Source organism: Propionibacterium acidifaciens DSM 21887 (assembly GCF_000426605.1).
Classification (GTDB): Bacteria; Actinomycetota; Actinomycetes; order Propionibacteriales; family Propionibacteriaceae; genus Propionibacterium; species Propionibacterium acidifaciens.
This window is the reverse complement of sequence record NZ_AUFR01000005.1, coordinates 60899-76817: the sequence shown is the minus strand read 5'-3', so window position 1 is coordinate 76817 and position 15919 is coordinate 60899. Positions and strand designations below refer to the sequence as shown.

Below are 15919 nucleotides of genomic sequence, written 5' to 3'. Positions count from 1 at the left end.
TCGTGCGGTCAGACGGTGCCGTTGCCAGTGGCGCCATTGCCGTTCCGATCGCCCTCGGGGGCGGTGGAGCCGGTCTGGTCCTGACAGGGCTGATCGGTCGCGGCCGGGGACGGCTGGCTCTCCGGGGCGGCGTAGGGGTTGCCCGCGGGCTGGGCGTCCGCCGGGGCGGAGCCGTAGGGCTGGGCCGGGGCGGCGTAGGGGTTGCCGGTCGGCTGGGCCGGGGGCTGGTTCGAGGCCGGGGCCGTGTAGGGGCCGCTCGTGGGCTGGGCGTCCGCCGGGGCGGAGCCGTAGCCGTAGGGCTGGGCGTACGGGTTGCCGGCGGGCTGGGCGTCCGCCGGGGCGGAGCTGTAGCCGTAGGGCTGGGCGTACGGGTTGCCGGCGGGCTGGGCCGTCGGGGCACCCCCGAACTGCTGGGCCTGGGGCTGCGCGTAGGGCTGGGTGGAGCCGTAGGGCTGTGCGTACGGATTGGGCAGTCCGGCGGCCTGACCGGCGGGACCGAGCGGGTCGGGGCCGTAGACGTTCGGGCCGCGGTTGGGCTCCATGGCGCACAGGATGATCAGGACGATGCCGCCGATGCCGGCGAGGCCGCCGAGCAGGTAGAAGAGCAGGTAGGTGGCCGGCTTGCCGGTGTCGTGCAGGCGGCGGGCCCCCGCGGCCAGGAACGGGACGACGCCCGCCAGGAAGACGATGAAAAAGAGCACGAAGAGCAGGGCGGAGAACCCGGAGGGCTCGCCGTAGCGGCTCGCCGCGACGCTGGCGCTGAAGGTGACCCAGGCGAGGGTGAAGAGGATGGTGAGGATGCCCATGTAGAAGGCGAAGAACCACCAGTACTCGCTGCGGCTGGCGCGTCCGTTGAAGTCCGCGTACTTCTTGGTCAAACAGATCGTGACCGATTCGGTGAAACTCATGGACTCTCCTGTCCGTCGTGAGGGCTGACCCGACAGTATGGCACGGAGGGCGGGGCCAGGTCCACGGGTGTCCAGATCGTGCCCCCGGCCCTCACCAGATGCGGACACGCTCCTCGGGGTCGAGCCACATGCCGTCCCCGGGAGTCGTGCCGAAGGCCTCGTGGAAGGCGTCGACGTTGCGCGCCACCTGGTTGCAGCGGATCTCGTCGGGCGCGTGCGGGTCGGTGGCCAGTCGCTGGCGCAGCTGCTCGGGGCGCGAGAGGTCCTGCCACACCTGGGCCCAGCCGAGGAAGAACCGCTGGGCGCCGGTGAGACCGTCGATCGGCTCGGGCTCGACGCCCCCGGTGGAGAGGAGCCAGGCCCGGTGGGCGATGGTCAGGCCGCCGAGATCGCCGATGTTCTCGCCGAGTGTCAGCTCGCCGTTGACGTGGACGTCGTCGACGCCCGCGGGCGACAGCGCGTCGTACTGGGCGACGAGCGCGCCGGTGCGGGCCCGGAAGGCCTCGCGGTCCTCGTCCGTCCACCAGTCGCGCAGGCGGCCCTCGCCATCGCAGGTGGAGCCCTGGTCGTCGAAGCCGTGCCCGATCTCGTGGCCGATCACCGCGCCGATGCCGCCGTAGTTCACCGCGTCGTCGGCCGCCGGGTTGAAGAAGGGCGGCTGGAGGATGGCGGCCGGGAAGACGATCTCGTTGCGCAGCGGGTGGTAGTAGGCGTTGACCGTCTGCGGGTACATGAGCCACTCCTCGCGGTCGACCGGGCCGGAGAGCTGCTCGATGGTGTGGTCGAACCCGAAGGACCAGGCGCGCAGCACATTGCCGACGAGATCGTCGGGGCGGATCTCGAGCGCCGAGTAGTCGCGCCAGCGGGACGGGTAGCCGATCTTGGCGCGGAAGCGGCTCAGCTTGTCGAGGGCCTCGGTCCGGGTGGCCTCGGTCATCCAGTCGAGTTCGCCGATCGAGACGCGGTAGGCCTCGAGGAGGTTGGCGACGAGACGGTCGGCGGCGGTCTTCGTCTCGGGAGGGAAGTGCTCGGTGACGTAGCGGCGGCCGAGGGCCTCGCCGAGGACGCCCTCGGTGAGCGCGACGCCGCGCTTCCAGCGCGGCCGCTGGGTGGGAACGCCGCGCAGGGTCCTCGAGTAGAAGTCGAAGCCGGCGGTCACCAGCTCGCGCGTGAGGTAGGGGGTGAGGGCGTTGACGACCTGCCAGCGGGCCCAGCTGCGCCAGTCGTCGAGGCGTTCGGGCACGGCCAGCGCGGCGATGGCGGTCGGGACGGTGCGGTTGCAGTTCACGACCTCGGCGACCGAGGAGGCGGGCAGCCGGGCGCCCTCGAGGAAGGCGTCCCAGCACAGGGCCGGGCTCTCGGAGCAGAACTGCTCCCAGGTCTGGAGGTGGTACATCTCGACCATGTCACGGGTGCGGACCTTGTCCCAGTGGCAGGCGGCGATCTCGCGCTCGAGCCCGTAGGCCGCCTCGGCCTGCGCCTCGGGCTCCGCGACGCCGGCCAGGGCGAGGCTGGTGGCGATGTGCGCGCGGTAGGCCTCGCGCAGTGCGGCGTGCTCGTCGAGGCGGTAGTACTCCTCGTCGGGCAGGCCGATGCCGGACTGGCCGACGAACATGAGGTAGCGGTCGGGGTCGCCCGGGTCGGAGTCGTTGTCGAGGTCGAGCGGCACGTCGATGCCGTGGCGCGCGCTCCAGCCCCAGAACCGGGCCAGGTCCTCGACGGAGTCGATGGCGTCGATGCGTTCGAGGACGGGGGCCAGGGGGGCGGTGCCGGCGGCCTCGACGGCGTCCTCGTCCATGAACGACGCGTAGAGGCCGGCGATGCGGCCCTCGTCGCTCGCGGGGTCGGCGTCGGCCGACTGGGCCTCGATGATCTCGCGGACGGCCCTCTCGGAGTCCTCCCGGAGCTTGTCGAAGGCGCCCCAGGAGCCGCGGTCGGCGGGGATCTCGGCGGTGGCCAGCCAGGTCCCGTTGACATGGCGGAACAGGTCCTGGACGGCGGGCACGTCCCGGTCGAAGTCCTCGAAGTGGAATGCCGGTTCAGTCACGGGGAGCAAGGGTACCCGTCGACGGCCCGTCCCTCACAGCAGCCAGCTGTCAGTGCCGGCGATGAGCCGGGCGAGGGCCTCGTCGTCGTCCGGCTCGCCGGCGCGGGTCGCCCGGGCCCGACGGATCCGCTCGCGGACCCGGTCGTCGTGGGCGGGGCGCGCCACGTCGCGGAAGATCCCCATCGCCGTTCGTCCCGTCGCCCCGGACGTCGTGAGACGGCTCAGCGCGAAGGCCCGGCTCGGGTCGTCGAGGGTCGGGTCGTGGACGAGCACGGCGCCGGGGCCCGTCTCGGCGACCTCCGCGACCCGGACCCCGCCGTTCCCGTCGGCGACGACCCCCAAGTGGTCGTCGTGGCCGAAGCGGATCGGCTCACCGGGCCGCAACGGGATGAGCGCCTCGACGCTCCCCGGTCCGCGCAGCGCCGCATGAGCCCCGTCGTTGAAGACCACGCAGTTCTGGTAGATCTCCACGAGGGACGCCCCGCGGTGCCGCGCCGCCGACTCGAGCACCGCCGCCAGGGTCGACCGGTCGCAGTCCATGGTCCGCGCCACGAAGGTGGCCCCGGCCCCGAGCGCCAGGCTCACCGGGTCGAGCGGGGCATCGGGCGAGCCGTCCGGGCTCGACTTCGTCACCGTGCCGACCGGCGAGGTGGGGGAGTACTGGCCCTTCGTCAGCCCGTAGATACGGTTGTTGAGGAGCAGGATCGTGAGGTTCACGTTGCGGCGCAGCGCGTGCACGAGATGATTCGCACCGATCGACAGGGCGTCTCCGTCGCCGGTCACGACGAAGACAGCCAGGTCCTCGCGCGTGATGGCCAGACCCGTGGCCAGCGTGGGGGCGCGTCCGTGGATCGTGTGCATGCCGTAGCAGTTCATGTAGTAGGGCAGGCGGCTGGAGCAGCCGATGCCTGAGATGACGACCGTGTTCTCGCGTCTGACCCCGAGCCGCGGCAGCACCGACTGGAGGGCCGACAGGATCGCGTGGTCGCCGCACCCGGGGCACCAGCGCACCTCCTCGTCGGAGGCGAAATCGGTGCGACTGGTCGGTTCGACGGCCCGCGGCACCCCCGCCAGGCCGTCGGGGCCCGGGCGCGCGCCCGCCGGTCTCGTCGTGGTCCGCTGCCGTGCGGCGCCGCTCATCGATGGTCCTCCTCGGTGCTCTCCCCGTCGACGGCCCCCGCCGGGTCGTCGAGCCCGTCGATCTGCCGGGCCAGGCGGTCGGTCAGCTCGTCCAGGCCGAGCGGCTGCCCGCGCACCTGCGTGACACTGCGCGCGTCGACGAGGTATCGGGCGCGCAGGATCGTCGCGAACTGGCCGAGGTTCGCCTCGGGGACGACGACCCGCTCGTAGCCGCGCAGCACCCGGCCGAGGTTGGCGGGCAGCGGGTTCAGCGTGCGCACCTGCACCCGGGCGATGTCCGCGCCCGCCGCGCGCAGCCGCTGCACGGCGGCGGTGATCGAGCCCCACGCCGAGCCCCAGCCGACGACGAGCACCCTGGCACCGCCGCTCGGGTCGTCCACCTCGACGTCGGGCACCGGGATGCCGGCGATGCGCCGCGCCCTCGTGCGGACCATCTGCTCGTGGTTGAGGGGGGAGTAGGTGACGGTGCCGGCCTCGATCGACTTCTCGAGCCCTCCCAGCCGGTGCTCGGCGCCCGGCGTGCCGGGCACCGCCCAGTCGCGGGCCAGCGTCCGCGGATCGCGCCGGTACGGCAGGTGGACCGGCTCGCCCCTGTCGTCGGTGCCGTTGGGCCCGGTGGCCAAGTGGGAGTCGATCGGCGGGATCTCCGACAGGTCGGGCAGGAGCCACGGCTCGGCGCCGTTGGCGAGGAGGGCGTCGGACAGCATGACGACGGGCGTGCGGTACTCGACCGCCATGCGGCAGGCCGTCACGGCCACGTCGAAGCAGTCCGAGGGCGAGGCGGCGGCCACGACCGGCAGCGGCGACTCGCCGTTGCGGCCCCACATGGCCTGCAGCAGGTCGCCCTGCTCGGTCTTGGTGGGCATGCCGGTCGACGGGCCGGCCCGCTGGACGTCGACGATGACGAGCGGCAGCTCGATCATGACGGCGAGGTTGATCATCTCCTGCTTCAGCGCGAAGCCCGGGCCCGAGGTGGTGGTGACGCCCAGCGAACCGCCGAAACTCGCGCCGAGGGCCGCGCCGACGCCGGCGATCTCATCCTCGGCCTGGAAGGTGATGACCCCGTGCGAGGCCTGCCGGCTCAACTCGTGCAGCAGCTCGGAGGCCGGGGTGATCGGGTACGAGCCGACGAACAGCCGCAGCCCCGCGCGGTGGGCCCCGACCATGAGTCCGTAGGCGGTGGCGGTGTTCCCTGTGATCTGACGGTAGCGCCCGCTCCGCAGCGGCGCCGGCGCCACCTCGTAGCGCACCGCGAACAGCTCGGCGGTCTCGCCGTAGTTCGCACCGGCGCGCAGGGCCGCGATGTCGGCGTCACGGAGGGCGGGTCTGTCCGCGAACCGGCGGTCGAGCCAGGAGACGGTCTCGTCGACCGGACGCGAGTACAACCAGCTGACGAGGCCCAGCGCGAACATGGCGCGGCAGCGCCGGGCGTCCTTGCGGCCCAGGCCGAGGGGCTCGACGGCTGCGATGGTCAGCGCGGTCATGTCCACGCGGATGACCCGGAGGGCGTCCAGTGAGCCGTCTTCGAGGGGGTCGTCCCGGTAACCGGCCCGGCGCAGGTCGCGGGCGCCGAAACCGTGGTCGTCCACGATGACGAGTCCGTCGCGCCTCACGTCGGCGACGTTGGCCCGCAGCGCTGCGGCATTCATGGCGACGAGCGCGTCGAGGTGCTCGCCCGGGGACGTGACTTCGCGGTCCGCGAACTGGATCTGGAAGCTGCTGACGCCGGCGACCGTGCCCTGCGGGGCGCGGATCTCGGACGGGTAGCTGGGCAGGGTCGCGATGTCGTTGCCCAGTTCCGCCGAGTCCGTGCCGAAGCGCCCGCCGGTCAGTTGCACGCCGTCGCCCGAGTCGCCCGCGAAGCGGATGACGACGCGGTCGATCCGTCGGGTCGGGGCGCTCGTGCGATCGGTGCTCATGTCTGGTCCTCACTGCCCCGGCGCGTCGTCGTCCGTGGCCTCCTCCGCGGGGACGACGGCCTGCCGCGCATCTTCCACGGTAGTGGCGACGCACTTTCCGCGGTAGGGGCGTCGGACGGTTCGCCCCCGTGCCCCGACGGGGCGGAACGCTACGCTGAGGGCATGTCTTCCGCGGCCCCGGGCGCGTTCGCCCCAGCGCGGCGCCTCGGCGCCGATCTCGCCGCGGCCGCCCGCGCGGGCCCCGTCCGACGCGGCTTCTACGGCACCGCGCTCATCGCCGTCGGGGCGCTGAGCCCGGCCTACCTGCCGCGCAGTTCGCCGTGGTGGCGGATGCTCGCGTCCCTGCGCCTGGAGGGCTCGCTGTCGAAGCTCGTCGGCACCGTCGTGACGATGGCGGGCCTCCTGCTGGTGATGAGCGCCTGGTTCTCGCTGCGGCCGCTGCGCTCGGCCCAGGCCCGAACCCGCCGCGGCCCGCAGGTCTACCGGCACGTCAAGCACTGGGCCGTGCTCGCCATCTGGTCGTTCCCGTTCCTGCTCGCCCCGCCCATCTTCAGCCACGACGCCTACTCGTACGCGGCGCAGGGCTGGCTCGTGCACAACGGCATCAACCCGTACTACTCGGGGCCCGGGGTCCTGCCCGGCGCCTTCGCCGACCAGGTCTCATGGGTCTGGCGCGACACCCCGAGCCCGTACGGGCCGCTGTCGATGCAGCTCTCGCACCTGCTGCTGCACGTCTTCGGGTTCGACCCGTACTGGTCGGCCGTCGCCCAGCGCGTCCCGGCCCTCGTCGGCGTCGTCCTCATCTGCGTCTGCCTGCCGCGCATCTCGCTGCGGCTGCACATCGACCCGGCCTTCACCGCCTGGTTCGGCACCCTCAACCCGCTGTTCATCATCGACTTCGTGGGCGGGGGCCACAACGACGCGCTCATGATGGGCCTGGTCGTCCTCGGCCTGTGGCTCGCCACCGTGCCGCCGCGCCGGCGCACACCGCAGACCAGGCGTCGCGGCTGGGCCGACGGCGGCTGGTGGTGGCTGCTCGGCGCGGCGGCCTGCGGCGTCGGCGCCGCCATCAAGCAGCCGGCCCTCCTGGCCGCCTACGTCGTGCCGATGCTGGCCCGCCGCTGGTCGGGGCGGGGCCTGCGCGAGGGCCTCGTCACGGTCTCGCGCATCCTCGTCTCGATGCTCGTCGCGATCGGCGTCTTCGCCGGCATCAGCCTCCTGACCGGCCTCGACTTCGGCTGGTACAACGCGGTGAGCGTGCCCGGCAGCTCGAACTCGCCCGCCCCCTCGACGATCGTCGGCGAGCTCGTCCGGCTCGGCCTGCGCCTGGTCGGCGTGACGACCGGACGCACCGCGGTCGACGTCAGCCACACCGTCTTCGTGGGCCTCGGCATCGTGCTGCTGGCCGTCGCCGCTCTCACGGTGGCCCGACGCAGACCCGCCACCTTCGTCTCGTGGGGCTATCTCATCGCCGCCATGACCAGCCCTGCCCTGCACTCCTGGTACATGCTCTGGGGAGGACTGACACTGCCGTTGGCGCGCCCCAGCTCGCGTCAGGTCTCGATCGCGATCTGGGTGAACTTCGCCCTGCTCGGCTACGACGCCGTCGACATGAGCCTGCGCAACAACGGCCTGGCGATCTCGATCGCCGCCGTCATCGCCTTCCTCTTCATGACGTGGTCGCACATCTCCTCGGTGAGGGTGCCCAGCCACCTGCCTGAGACCGCGGCGCACCTGGTGGTGACCGAGGCCGACCCGGCCCGCTGAGGCGCCCGGCCCGCCGGGTCAGGGCCGGGGCAGGGAGTCGACGTCGTACTCGACGACGACGGGGCAGTGGTCGCTCACGCGGGCCGAGGGGTCGGCGTCCCGCTCGGTCGTGGCGCTCACGGCCGTCCTCGCGAGCCGCGGCGTGGCCAGGTGGTAGTCGATGCGCCAGCCGGTGTCCCTCGCGAAGGCCTGGCCCATCCAGCTCCACCACGAGTAGGGGCCGTCCTCGTCCGGGTGCAGGGCGCGCACGACGTCGACGAGCGTGCGCGGGCCCAGCTGCTCGGTCAGCCACCGGCGCTCCTCGGGCAGGAAGCCCGAGGCCTTCTGCGCCGGTCGCCAGTTCCTCACGTCCGCCCTCTCATGGGCGACGTTGAAGTCGCCGACGACGACGAACTGCCGCCCGGAGCGCACCGCGGCCCGCCGCGAACGGGCCAGCTGGGTGCTGAATCCCTTGAAGAAGCGCATCTTGTGCTCGTAGCGGGCCCGCACCCCCTCGAGCTGCTCCGGTGTGGGCGTCCGCGTGCGGACGCCCGGGGCGAGCAGCGAGTCGCCCTTGGGCAGGTAGAGGCAGCCGACGGTGACCGGCGCCTCGGCCAGGTCGACCTCGAGGTAGCGGCCCTCGTCGACGAACTCGCGGAGCGCGCGGGCCGGAGCGCCGCCGGCCAGACCCACCCGGGCGGGGTCGAGGGACGACAGCCCGCCCTCATCGATCGCCAGGACCTCGCCGCCCCAGCCGCGCACGGCCGCGACCGGCGCGCGGGTCAGGACGGCGACGCCGTTGCGGCCGGCGAGCGAGCCCGGGCTGCAGACGGCGTGGTAACCCTCGAAGACCTCCAGCGGCAGCTTGTCGGCCGGGCAGCGCACCTCCTGGAGGCAGAGCACGTCCGGGCTCCGGCGCCCGATCCAGGCGGTGATGCCGCGGCGCTGGGCGGCCCGGATGCCGTTGACGTTGTACGTGGCGAGGGTCAGCATGGGGGCCAGACTAACCGTCCGGAGCCCGGGCGCGCCGATCCGCCCGCCACGGAGCGATCCGCCCGTCACGGAGTGTGGTGCGCAGACGGCCCCGCGCGGCCTGACAGACTGGAAGCCATGACGAGTACCACTTCGCACGGGGCATCGACCGCCGCGAGGGTCCCGACCTTCTGCTCGAGCACCACCCTGGTGGCCGCCGCCCTGTCCATCGTGATCGGTCTCGGCCTGGGCTGGGGGCTGCTGTCCCCGGTCAACGCGCCCTTCCTGGCCCTGCCCTCGGTGATCGCCTCGGCCGTCCTGGCGCTCCTCGCCGTCATCGGGCTGTTCCGCGACGGCAGCCAGGTCCGCATCGGCGACATCTGCTTCCTCGTCGCCGCGGCGGCCGACGCCGCTGTCGTCCAGCTGACCGGGCGCGTGCTGCGCCCCGTGAGCGCCGGCATGCTCGCCGCCGTCGTCGTCCTGTACGCGGCGATCGTCCTGGGCATCGTCTTCGTCTGCCGCCACACCGCCGAGCCCTCCGACACCCCGCGCGCCGTTGAGCCGCAGTACCCGGCGGGGTCGCCCCAGCGCGCCGAGCGTGCCGCGGCCGCCGGGGGCGGGGACGACGTGGCGGCCCAGGCCGAATGAGCCCGGGGTCCGGGGGCCGGGACGCCGCGGACGGGGCCGTGCGGCTCGACGTCGAACCGCGGCGCAGCCGCGCCGCGCTCGCCGCCGCCGTCGGGGCCGCCGTCCTGCTGCTCGCCCTGCTCGTCGTCCCGCCCGTGCTGCGCTCGGCGCGGGGCGCCACCTCCGACGCCGCCGCGGCGGGCATCCTCCTGCTGGCGGTCGGCGCCGTCGCGGTCGGCGCCGTCCTGTTCGTCCTGGCCGTCATCGGGCTCGTCCGCAGCCGCGGCACTCCCCGGCTCGGCGCGCTGCTGCTCGTCGTCGACGGGATCGTGCAGCTCGTCTACGGCCTGGTCGGCGGCCAGGTCCTGACGGTCGACGCTCTGCGCGACTCGGTCCTGCTGTGGAGCTGGGCGCTCGTGAGCATCCTGCTCACCGTGCTGGGCTGCGTCCTCGTCCTCATGAAGGCCCGTCCCCTGGGCACGACCGTCATGCCCCGCCACCAGGGCGACAAGGGACGAGACGACAAGGGACGATGAGCCGTCGCCCATCCGGCCGATTTCCTCTCGGCCCGAAGGGCTGGTAAAATCCAGCGACGCACGGCAGGTTGCCCGAGCGGCCAATGGGAGCGGTCTGTAAAACCGTCGGCGATGTCCTACGAAGGTTCGAATCCTTCACCTGCCACCCACCCCCGGGGCCCGGCTCCGCGGGAGGAGGATCCCCGTACCGGATGGGTGCGGGGATTCTTCATGCCCGCTCCGCGCGTCCGCCCCGCCGTTCGCCCTCGGCGGGATCGGGGGCCGATGGGCCGTCCCCGGGAACAACACCGCCCTCCGCGCGGTTCCGGCGAGTGACAGCACCGATGACCGGTGACGACAAACGACCAGGAGGTCCGCACGTGTCGCTCGTAGGAACCCAGATCCTTCCCTTCAAGACCACCGCCTTCCGCCAGGGCGACTTCGTCGAGATCACCGACGAGGACCTGCGGGGCTCGTGGTCCGTCGTCTTCTTCTACCCCGCCGACTTCTCCTTCGTCTGCCCCACCGAGCTCGGTGACCTGGCCGACCACTACGACGAGTTCCGCTCCCTCGGCGTCGAGATCTACTCGGCCTCCACCGACACCCACTTCGTCCACGCCGCCTGGCACGCCGACTCCGACCAGGTCAAGAAGGTGCAGTACGTCATGCTCGGCGACCCGTCCGCCCAGCTCGCCACGAACTTCCAGGTGCTGCGCGAGGGCGAGGGCCTGGCCGACCGCGGCACCTTCCTCATCGACCCCGACGGCGTCATCCAGCTCATGGAGGTCAGCGCCGACGGCATCGCCCGCGATGCGACCGAGCTGCTGCGCAAGGTCCGCGCCGCCCAGTACATCCGCCAGCACCCCGACCAGGTCTGCCCGGCGCACTGGGACGAGACCGGCGACACCCTGACCCCGGGTCTCGACCTCGTCGGCAAGATCTGAGCGGGCAGCGGACGGAGGAGCATCATGGCAGTCCTCGACGAAGGACTCATCGACCAGCTGCGCGCGCTCATGGACCGCATCACCCGGCCCGTCGAGTTCGTCGTGAGCCTCGACGACCGCAGCGCGTCCGCCCGGCTCGACGAGATGCTCGGGCAGGTTGCGGCCCTGTCCGAGCGCATCGGCGTCCGCTGCGACGACGACGCCCACGAGCGCAGGCCGTCGTTCACGATCACCTCGCCCGGCACCGGGATCGCCATCACGTTCGCCGCGGTGCCCCTGGGCCACGAGTTCACCTCGTTCGCCCTCGCGCTGCTCCAGGTCGGCGGCAATCCCGTCAAGCTGGACGAGCGGGTCGTCGAGGCGGTCCGGTCGATCCGGGCCGAGCAGGAGTTCGTCACCTACATCTCGCTGACCTGCCAGAACTGCCCGACCGTCGTCCAGACGATCAACGCCATGGCGGTCCTCAACCCGCTGATCCGGCACACCGTCGTCGACGGCTCGCTGTTCCGCGACGAGGTCGAGTCCAGGAACGTCCTGGCCACCCCGACCGTCTACCGCAACGGCGAGCTGCTCGGCCAGGGCCGCATGGAGGCCGCCCGGATCATCGCCGCTGTCGACGCCGGGGCGGCCGGGGCGGTCGAGACCGGCCTCGCCGACCGGAAGCCCTACCAGGTGCTCGTCATCGGCCAGGGCCCCGCCGGCGTCTCGGCCGCCGTCTACCTGGCCCGCAAGGGCATCCGCACCGGGCTCGTCGGCGACCGCTTCGGCGGGCAGGTCAACGACACGCTGGCCATCGAGAACCTCATCTCGGTGCCGCACACCGAGGGCCCCAAGCTGGCCGCCGACCTGCGCGCCCATGCCGAGCAGTACGACATCGACATCATCGACGGCGTCACGGCCTCCGGCATCGACCGGGCGGACGACGGCGCCCTCGCCGTCCGGCTGGGCGGGGCCGCCCTCACGGCCCGCGCCGTCGTCCTGGCCACCGGAGCCGGCTGGCGCCGCATGGGCGTGCCCGGCGAGGACGAGTACCGCAACAAGGGGGTCACCTACTGCCCCCACTGCGACGGCCCCCTCTTCAAGGGCAGGGACGTGGCGGTCATCGGCGGCGGCAATTCCGGCGTCGAGGCGGCGCTCGACCTGGCAGGTGTCGCCCGGCACGTCACCGTCCTCGAGTTCATGCCCGAGTGCAGGGCCGACGAGGTCCTGCTCCGGCGCATGGCCGAGTCCCCGGCCATCGACGTCGTGACGAACGCCGCCGTGGCCGAGGTGCTCGGCGACGGCTCCCGGGTGCGGGCGGTCCGCTACGAGGACCGCGCCGGCGGCGGGGGCGCCGAGCTCGGCGTCGACGGCGTCTTCGTCCAGATCGGCCAGGTGCCGAACACCGGCTGGTTGGACGGGGCCGTCGAGCTCGACGACCGGGGTCAGGTCGTCGTCGACGCCAAGGGCGCCACGAGCATGCCGGGCGTCTTCGCCGCCGGCGACTGCACGGACGCCCCGTACAAGCAGATCGTCATCGCCTCGGGCGCCGGCGCCACGGCGGCCCTGTCGGCCTGGGAGCACCTGGTCCGCGGCTGAGGCCGTACGGACGACGAACGAGCGGGCCCGCTCATCGCTCCCCGGGGCGCTCAGCCGAGGGGCGTCCCGTCGAGCGCGTAGCTGCGGGTCGGGTCGGAGTCCGTCGTGACGGCGAGCTGCCACCACTCGTCGGACCAGTGCACCCGGACGCCCCGGAAGTCGCCGAGGGCGGGGTCGTGGCGGCAGTCGTCGGCGATCCCGGCGAGCGCCCCGGGATCGACCTGGTCCCAGCCGAACCGCGCCGGGACGGTCGCATCATCGGTGGCCGTGAGCGTCGTGCTCAGGCCGGGGGAGTGCGAGCCCCGCGGCGCGAGGACGGTGGTGCGCAGCTGCGGCCCCGACGCGCCCTGGACCTGCTGGTCCACCTCGACGGACGCCCCGCCCTGGTCGCCCCGGTCCTCGTGGACGACGAGCTGGGACAGGGGCTCGTCCCCGGTCAGGGACGGCAGGACGTCCCTGACCGCCCCGGTGAGCGAGGCGGCCGACGAGAGCTCGTCGGGCAGGGCCAGCTCCTGGTCGCCGACCCAGGTGCCCTCCAGCGCGTAGCCGGGGTCGGCGGAGTCCGGGTTCGCGGAGCACAGGAGGGAGTACGCGGCCGTCCCGCCGACCGTTCCCAGCACCTGCACCTGAGGGGCGTCCGAGCCGCAGCGCCCGTCCGACCAGATCGACTGCAGCCGCTGAAGGTCGATGCCGCCGCGGTCCAGGCCGACGGGATCGGCCCCGGCGGTGTCCTCCTCGCTCGTGAGGGGATCACGGTCCGGGGCGTAGGAGTGGTGGGTGGCGCGGCCGCCGCCGTCGGTCACGACGTCGACGCCGTCGTGGGACACGACGATGCGCACGAGCCGGGCCGAGGGCGCGTCCGCCAGGGCCCGGTCGATCGACTGGCCGACGAAGTCGGGGTCGGCGCCCCGGCCGTACTGCGCGGACTCCGGATCGGCCGGGCTCGGCGCGGGCTCGGCGGTCCCGGGTGAGAAGAGCCCGGCGATGGCGGCGACGATGACCGCCACGAGGACGACGAGCAGGACCACGAGGGCGGCGAGGAGGCCGATGCCGCCGACCATGATGCGGCGCCTCATGACAGGGACTCCGGCGCGGTCCGGGCAGCGCGATGGGGATTCATGGGCTTCCTTCCTCGGGGACTCTGCGATGATCCTAGGGCACCGGGCCCGGCTGACCGTCGGCCCACTGGCCCGGCTGCGGGCGGTCAGCCGAGGGGTGTCCCGTCGAGCGCGTAGGCGGCATCATCATCTGCATCTACACGCATCGTGAACTGGTCGAATTCATCGTCCCAGCCGATGTCCAGCTGGTGGTGGTAATAGCGAGGGTTGGTGGTCATGGCGGTGTGCAGGAGTGTCGCGATCGCTACGGGGTCGAGTTCGTCGCGGCTCAGCGAGTTCTTCTCGTCGTCGCCCCCGGGGTGGCTCTTCGTCCAGCTTCGGGAGGAGGAGATGGCGTCCTCGGAAAGATCCGAGCTCAGATGGAGCTCCGTCGCCAGCTCCGTGTCGGCGTCCCCGTCCTGGTGCAACCGGCAGCCCATCACGTAATCGTGAGTGTAAGCGGTGGTGAATTCGTAGTCGATGCCGGTGACGGGTCGGCCGGGTGCGGCTGCGGCGAACATCGCGTCGAGCGTGCCGGCGATACCATCCTCCATGCGATCATCCTCCATGGGGTCCCAGTTGACGCTTGGGGGCAGTGCGTTCTCGTCGAGCCAGCCGCCCCGACGAAGTGTGGAGCAGGAGTTGGTGTGGACGGTTCGTCGCGACCACGTACTCGTGGCTGTTGTGCGCGGCGGGCTGCAATAGGCTGCGATGGCCCGGTGGTGGTCCGCGAGGTGCTCGTATAGCCCGGCATCGGCTCTCAGGGGGACGGTGGGGGGGGGAGTCCGCACTCCGGTTGTGGGAGTCGTCGAAGAGGCCCCGGAGCGTGTAAGCGCGCTCCACGTCGTTTCCGGAGCCGTCTCGTCCGATGACGTAGAGAGCCACCCCTCCAGGTCGAGTTCGGTGAGGGTGAAGCCGTCCACATGGTGCTCGGTGCCGGAGACCGCCCAGGCGATGAAGTCGGGATTGGCGATCTCAGGGTCATTGGCCCAGCGGATCATTGCGGCGGCGAGTGCCAGGGCGGTGAGGAGTACGAGGCCCAGCAGTCTTGGGCCGGGAGTGCGGTGTCTGTGGGGCGGGTCGTGCGGTGCGGGCATCTCGTCTCCGGGGTCGGGATCACGCCAAGCCTAGGGCCTTCCGGTCCCGCCGGCTCGTGGCCGGGCCGCACCGGCCCTCAGCGGCGACTTGAGAACCGGGGTCGCCGTCCGGTATGGTTCTACCTCGGCTGGCCCCTATAGCTCAGACGGTAGAGCGTCTCCATGGTAAGGAGAAGGTCTGCGGTTCGATTCCGCATGGGGGCTCTGCTGCGGCAGGGTCGTCACCGCGCGATCCGTCGGTGTCGCGGCTGCTCGCCGATCGGTGGACCGGCGGGAGGCGGGATAGCTCAGGCGGCAGAGCAAGCGGCTCATAATCGCTGTGTCGCGGGTTCGAATCCCGCTCCCGCTACCAGGGCCGTGGCGCCTCGTGCGCTATGGCCGTCGTGTGCGGCGCCGGCAGGCGCTCGGGCGACACGAGACGGCGACGTGCTCCTGAGAGCACCGGCAAGACGACGGAGGATTCGATCATGGCCAAGAAGTCCGGGGACGTCCGTCCCAAGATCACGCTCGCCTGCACCGAGTGCAAGGAGCGCAACTACATCACGAAGAAGAACCGCCGCAACACGCCCGACCGCCTCGAGCTGAGCAAGTTCTGCCCGCGCTGCGGCAGGCACACCGCGCACCGCGAGACGCGCTGAGCGGCACGGGTCCTCCTCGTCGGGGCCGCCGGGCACTCATCCCCGGTGGTCCCGATGTCGTTGTCGGGGCTCCGATTCCTGGTCACCCGTCCTGTCGTTCCTTCTGCGGGGGCCGGGGTGCGGTTGCAGGGTTCGGGGCATGACGAGCCCTTCTTCCGGGGCGTTCCTGGCTCGGGACGCGCATCCGCCTGTTCTCGATGCCCCTGATGCGTTGTGGTGTTCGAGGGCGGGCAGCATCGTGCTGGTGCGTCTCGGGGCCGTGGCTGTCGCCGTTCTCGGCGACTGGCTGGTGCTCGGCGTCATCGGCACGGACCCTCGCGAGCTGTTCGGTGTCATGGACACGACCCCTCGTGAGCTGATGGTGGCGCTGGTCGGTGCTCGTCTGGTGGTCATGGCCTCCCTCATCGCTCTCATCGTGCCGCTCACGAGTTGCTGGGTGGGGTTCGCGGGCGAGTTGCTGCTGGCCGTCGGCATCCTCGCCGATGCCAGGCCACCCCTCATCGTGATTCCGGCCGCTGCCATCATGATGGCGGCCTGCTGCGCGCTTGTTCCTGTGCTGCATGTGGTCGACATGCGTCGTTATGCGGCGGTGGGGCGTGGTGCGACCGGTTTCCTGCTCACCCCCGACGAGCGGCGGGCCGGCTGCCGGCCCTGGGGCTGATGCCCCGGCCGGGGCCGGTGTCCTCGATGC

The 15919-nt window shown here is 72.3% G+C and carries 14 protein-coding genes and 3 tRNA genes; 10 read left to right on the top strand and 7 right to left on the bottom strand.

Annotated elements, in window-relative coordinates:
• Positions 1-8: 8 nt before the first annotated feature.
• The 4 genes from K336_RS16745 to K336_RS13845 form a co-directional block, all read right to left on the bottom strand.
• Entirely contained in the window at positions 9-908 is a 900-nt protein-coding gene (locus K336_RS16745; protein ID WP_051245333.1) for a DUF805 domain-containing protein, read from the bottom strand.
• 91 nt (positions 909-999) lie between these two features.
• A complete protein-coding gene (locus K336_RS0102575) occupies positions 1000-2955 on the bottom strand; it encodes a M13 family metallopeptidase (protein ID WP_028706208.1) in 1956 nt (651 codons plus the stop codon).
• A gap of 33 nt (positions 2956-2988) precedes the next feature.
• Entirely contained in the window at positions 2989-4095 is a 1107-nt protein-coding gene (locus K336_RS0102570) for a 2-oxoacid:ferredoxin oxidoreductase subunit beta (protein WP_028706207.1), read from the bottom strand.
• Entirely contained in the window at positions 4092-6014 is a 1923-nt protein-coding gene (locus K336_RS13845; RefSeq protein ID WP_051245332.1) for a 2-oxoacid:acceptor oxidoreductase subunit alpha, read from the bottom strand. Before K336_RS13845 ends, K336_RS0102570 begins: the two co-directional genes overlap by 4 nt.
• A 162-nt stretch (positions 6015-6176) precedes the next feature.
• On the opposite strand from K336_RS13845, the gene mptB reads away from it, so the two are divergent.
• Positions 6177-7781: a polyprenol phosphomannose-dependent alpha 1,6 mannosyltransferase MptB gene (mptB, locus tag K336_RS13840; RefSeq protein ID WP_051245331.1), complete on the top strand. Its 1605-nt coding sequence runs from the start codon at positions 6177-6179 to the stop codon at positions 7779-7781.
• Positions 7782-7799: 18 nt separating this feature from the next.
• Here the strand turns inward: mptB and K336_RS0102555 are convergent, their stop codons facing one another.
• Positions 7800-8750 (bottom strand): exodeoxyribonuclease III, encoded by a 951-nt coding sequence (locus K336_RS0102555; protein WP_028706206.1) that lies wholly within the window; start codon positions 8748-8750, stop codon positions 7800-7802.
• 120 nt (positions 8751-8870) lie between these two features.
• On the opposite strand from K336_RS0102555, the gene K336_RS0102550 reads away from it, so the two are divergent.
• The 5 genes from K336_RS0102550 to ahpF all read left to right on the top strand — a co-directional run bounded on the left by K336_RS0102550 (position 8871) and on the right by ahpF (position 12396).
• Positions 8871-9380 (top strand): hypothetical protein, encoded by a 510-nt coding sequence (locus K336_RS0102550; RefSeq protein WP_028706205.1) that lies wholly within the window; start codon positions 8871-8873, stop codon positions 9378-9380.
• A complete protein-coding gene (locus tag K336_RS0102545) occupies positions 9377-9895 on the top strand; it encodes a hypothetical protein (RefSeq protein WP_028706204.1) in 519 nt (172 codons plus the stop codon). Before K336_RS0102550 ends, K336_RS0102545 begins: the two co-directional genes overlap by 4 nt.
• A gap of 62 nt (positions 9896-9957) precedes the next feature.
• Positions 9958-10040 (top strand) — tRNA-Tyr (locus K336_RS0102540).
• 214 nt (positions 10041-10254) lie between these two features.
• On the top strand, positions 10255-10818 hold the full coding sequence (ahpC, locus tag K336_RS0102535) for an alkyl hydroperoxide reductase subunit C (RefSeq protein ID WP_028706203.1): 564 nt from the start codon (positions 10255-10257) through the stop codon (positions 10816-10818).
• A 24-nt stretch (positions 10819-10842) separates the two neighbouring features.
• Positions 10843-12396 carry an alkyl hydroperoxide reductase subunit F gene (ahpF, locus tag K336_RS0102530; RefSeq protein ID WP_028706202.1) on the top strand — a complete coding sequence of 518 codons (1554 nt, stop codon included), beginning with the start codon at positions 10843-10845 and terminating at the stop codon, positions 12394-12396.
• 50 nt (positions 12397-12446) lie between these two features.
• Here ahpF and K336_RS0102525 read toward each other — a convergent pair whose 3' ends face one another.
• Positions 12447-13472 carry a hypothetical protein gene (locus tag K336_RS0102525; RefSeq protein WP_028706201.1) on the bottom strand — a complete coding sequence of 342 codons (1026 nt, stop codon included), beginning with the start codon at positions 13470-13472 and terminating at the stop codon, positions 12447-12449.
• A 128-nt stretch (positions 13473-13600) separates the two neighbouring features.
• Positions 13601-14047 carry a hypothetical protein gene (locus K336_RS0102520; protein WP_155944960.1) on the bottom strand — a complete coding sequence of 149 codons (447 nt, stop codon included), beginning with the start codon at positions 14045-14047 and terminating at the stop codon, positions 13601-13603.
• Positions 14048-14721: 674 nt separating this feature from the next.
• On the opposite strand from K336_RS0102520, the gene K336_RS0102515 reads away from it, so the two are divergent.
• The 4 genes from K336_RS0102515 to K336_RS0102500 all read left to right on the top strand — a co-directional run bounded on the left by K336_RS0102515 (position 14722) and on the right by K336_RS0102500 (position 15889).
• A tRNA-Thr gene (locus tag K336_RS0102515) sits at positions 14722-14794 on the top strand.
• Positions 14795-14866: 72 nt separating this feature from the next.
• A tRNA-Met gene (locus K336_RS0102510) sits at positions 14867-14942 on the top strand.
• 115 nt (positions 14943-15057) lie between these two features.
• Positions 15058-15228, top strand: coding sequence for a 50S ribosomal protein L33 (gene rpmG / locus K336_RS0102505; RefSeq protein ID WP_028706199.1), 171 nt, complete (start codon positions 15058-15060; stop codon positions 15226-15228).
• 139 nt (positions 15229-15367) lie between these two features.
• Positions 15368-15889, top strand: coding sequence for a hypothetical protein (locus K336_RS0102500; RefSeq protein ID WP_043150097.1), 522 nt, complete (start codon positions 15368-15370; stop codon positions 15887-15889).
• The last annotated feature ends 30 nt before the right edge of the window (positions 15890-15919 follow it).

What these genes read in the sequence shown, in the direction of transcription:
- K336_RS16745 (WP_051245333.1), bottom strand. Translation starts at nt 908, where the DNA reads ATGAGTTTCACCGAATCGGTCACGATCTGTTTGACCAAGAAGTACGCG.
- K336_RS0102570 (WP_028706207.1), bottom strand. Translation starts at nt 4,095, where the DNA reads ATGAGCGGCGCCGCACGGCAGCGGACCACGACGAGACCGGCGGGCGCG.
- K336_RS13845 (WP_051245332.1), bottom strand. Translation starts at nt 6,014, where the DNA reads ATGAGCACCGATCGCACGAGCGCCCCGACCCGACGGATCGACCGCGTC.
- mptB (WP_051245331.1), top strand. Translation starts at nt 6,177, where the DNA reads ATGTCTTCCGCGGCCCCGGGCGCGTTCGCCCCAGCGCGGCGCCTCGGC.
- K336_RS0102550 (WP_028706205.1), top strand. Translation starts at nt 8,871, where the DNA reads ATGACGAGTACCACTTCGCACGGGGCATCGACCGCCGCGAGGGTCCCG.
- K336_RS0102545 (WP_028706204.1), top strand. Translation starts at nt 9,377, where the DNA reads ATGAGCCCGGGGTCCGGGGGCCGGGACGCCGCGGACGGGGCCGTGCGG.
- ahpF (WP_028706202.1), top strand. Translation starts at nt 10,843, where the DNA reads ATGGCAGTCCTCGACGAAGGACTCATCGACCAGCTGCGCGCGCTCATG.
- K336_RS0102525 (WP_028706201.1), bottom strand. Translation starts at nt 13,472, where the DNA reads ATGAGGCGCCGCATCATGGTCGGCGGCATCGGCCTCCTCGCCGCCCTC.
- K336_RS0102520 (WP_155944960.1), bottom strand. Translation starts at nt 14,047, where the DNA reads ATGGAGGATGGTATCGCCGGCACGCTCGACGCGATGTTCGCCGCAGCC.
- rpmG (WP_028706199.1), top strand. Translation starts at nt 15,058, where the DNA reads ATGGCCAAGAAGTCCGGGGACGTCCGTCCCAAGATCACGCTCGCCTGC.
- K336_RS0102500 (WP_043150097.1), top strand. Translation starts at nt 15,368, where the DNA reads ATGACGAGCCCTTCTTCCGGGGCGTTCCTGGCTCGGGACGCGCATCCG.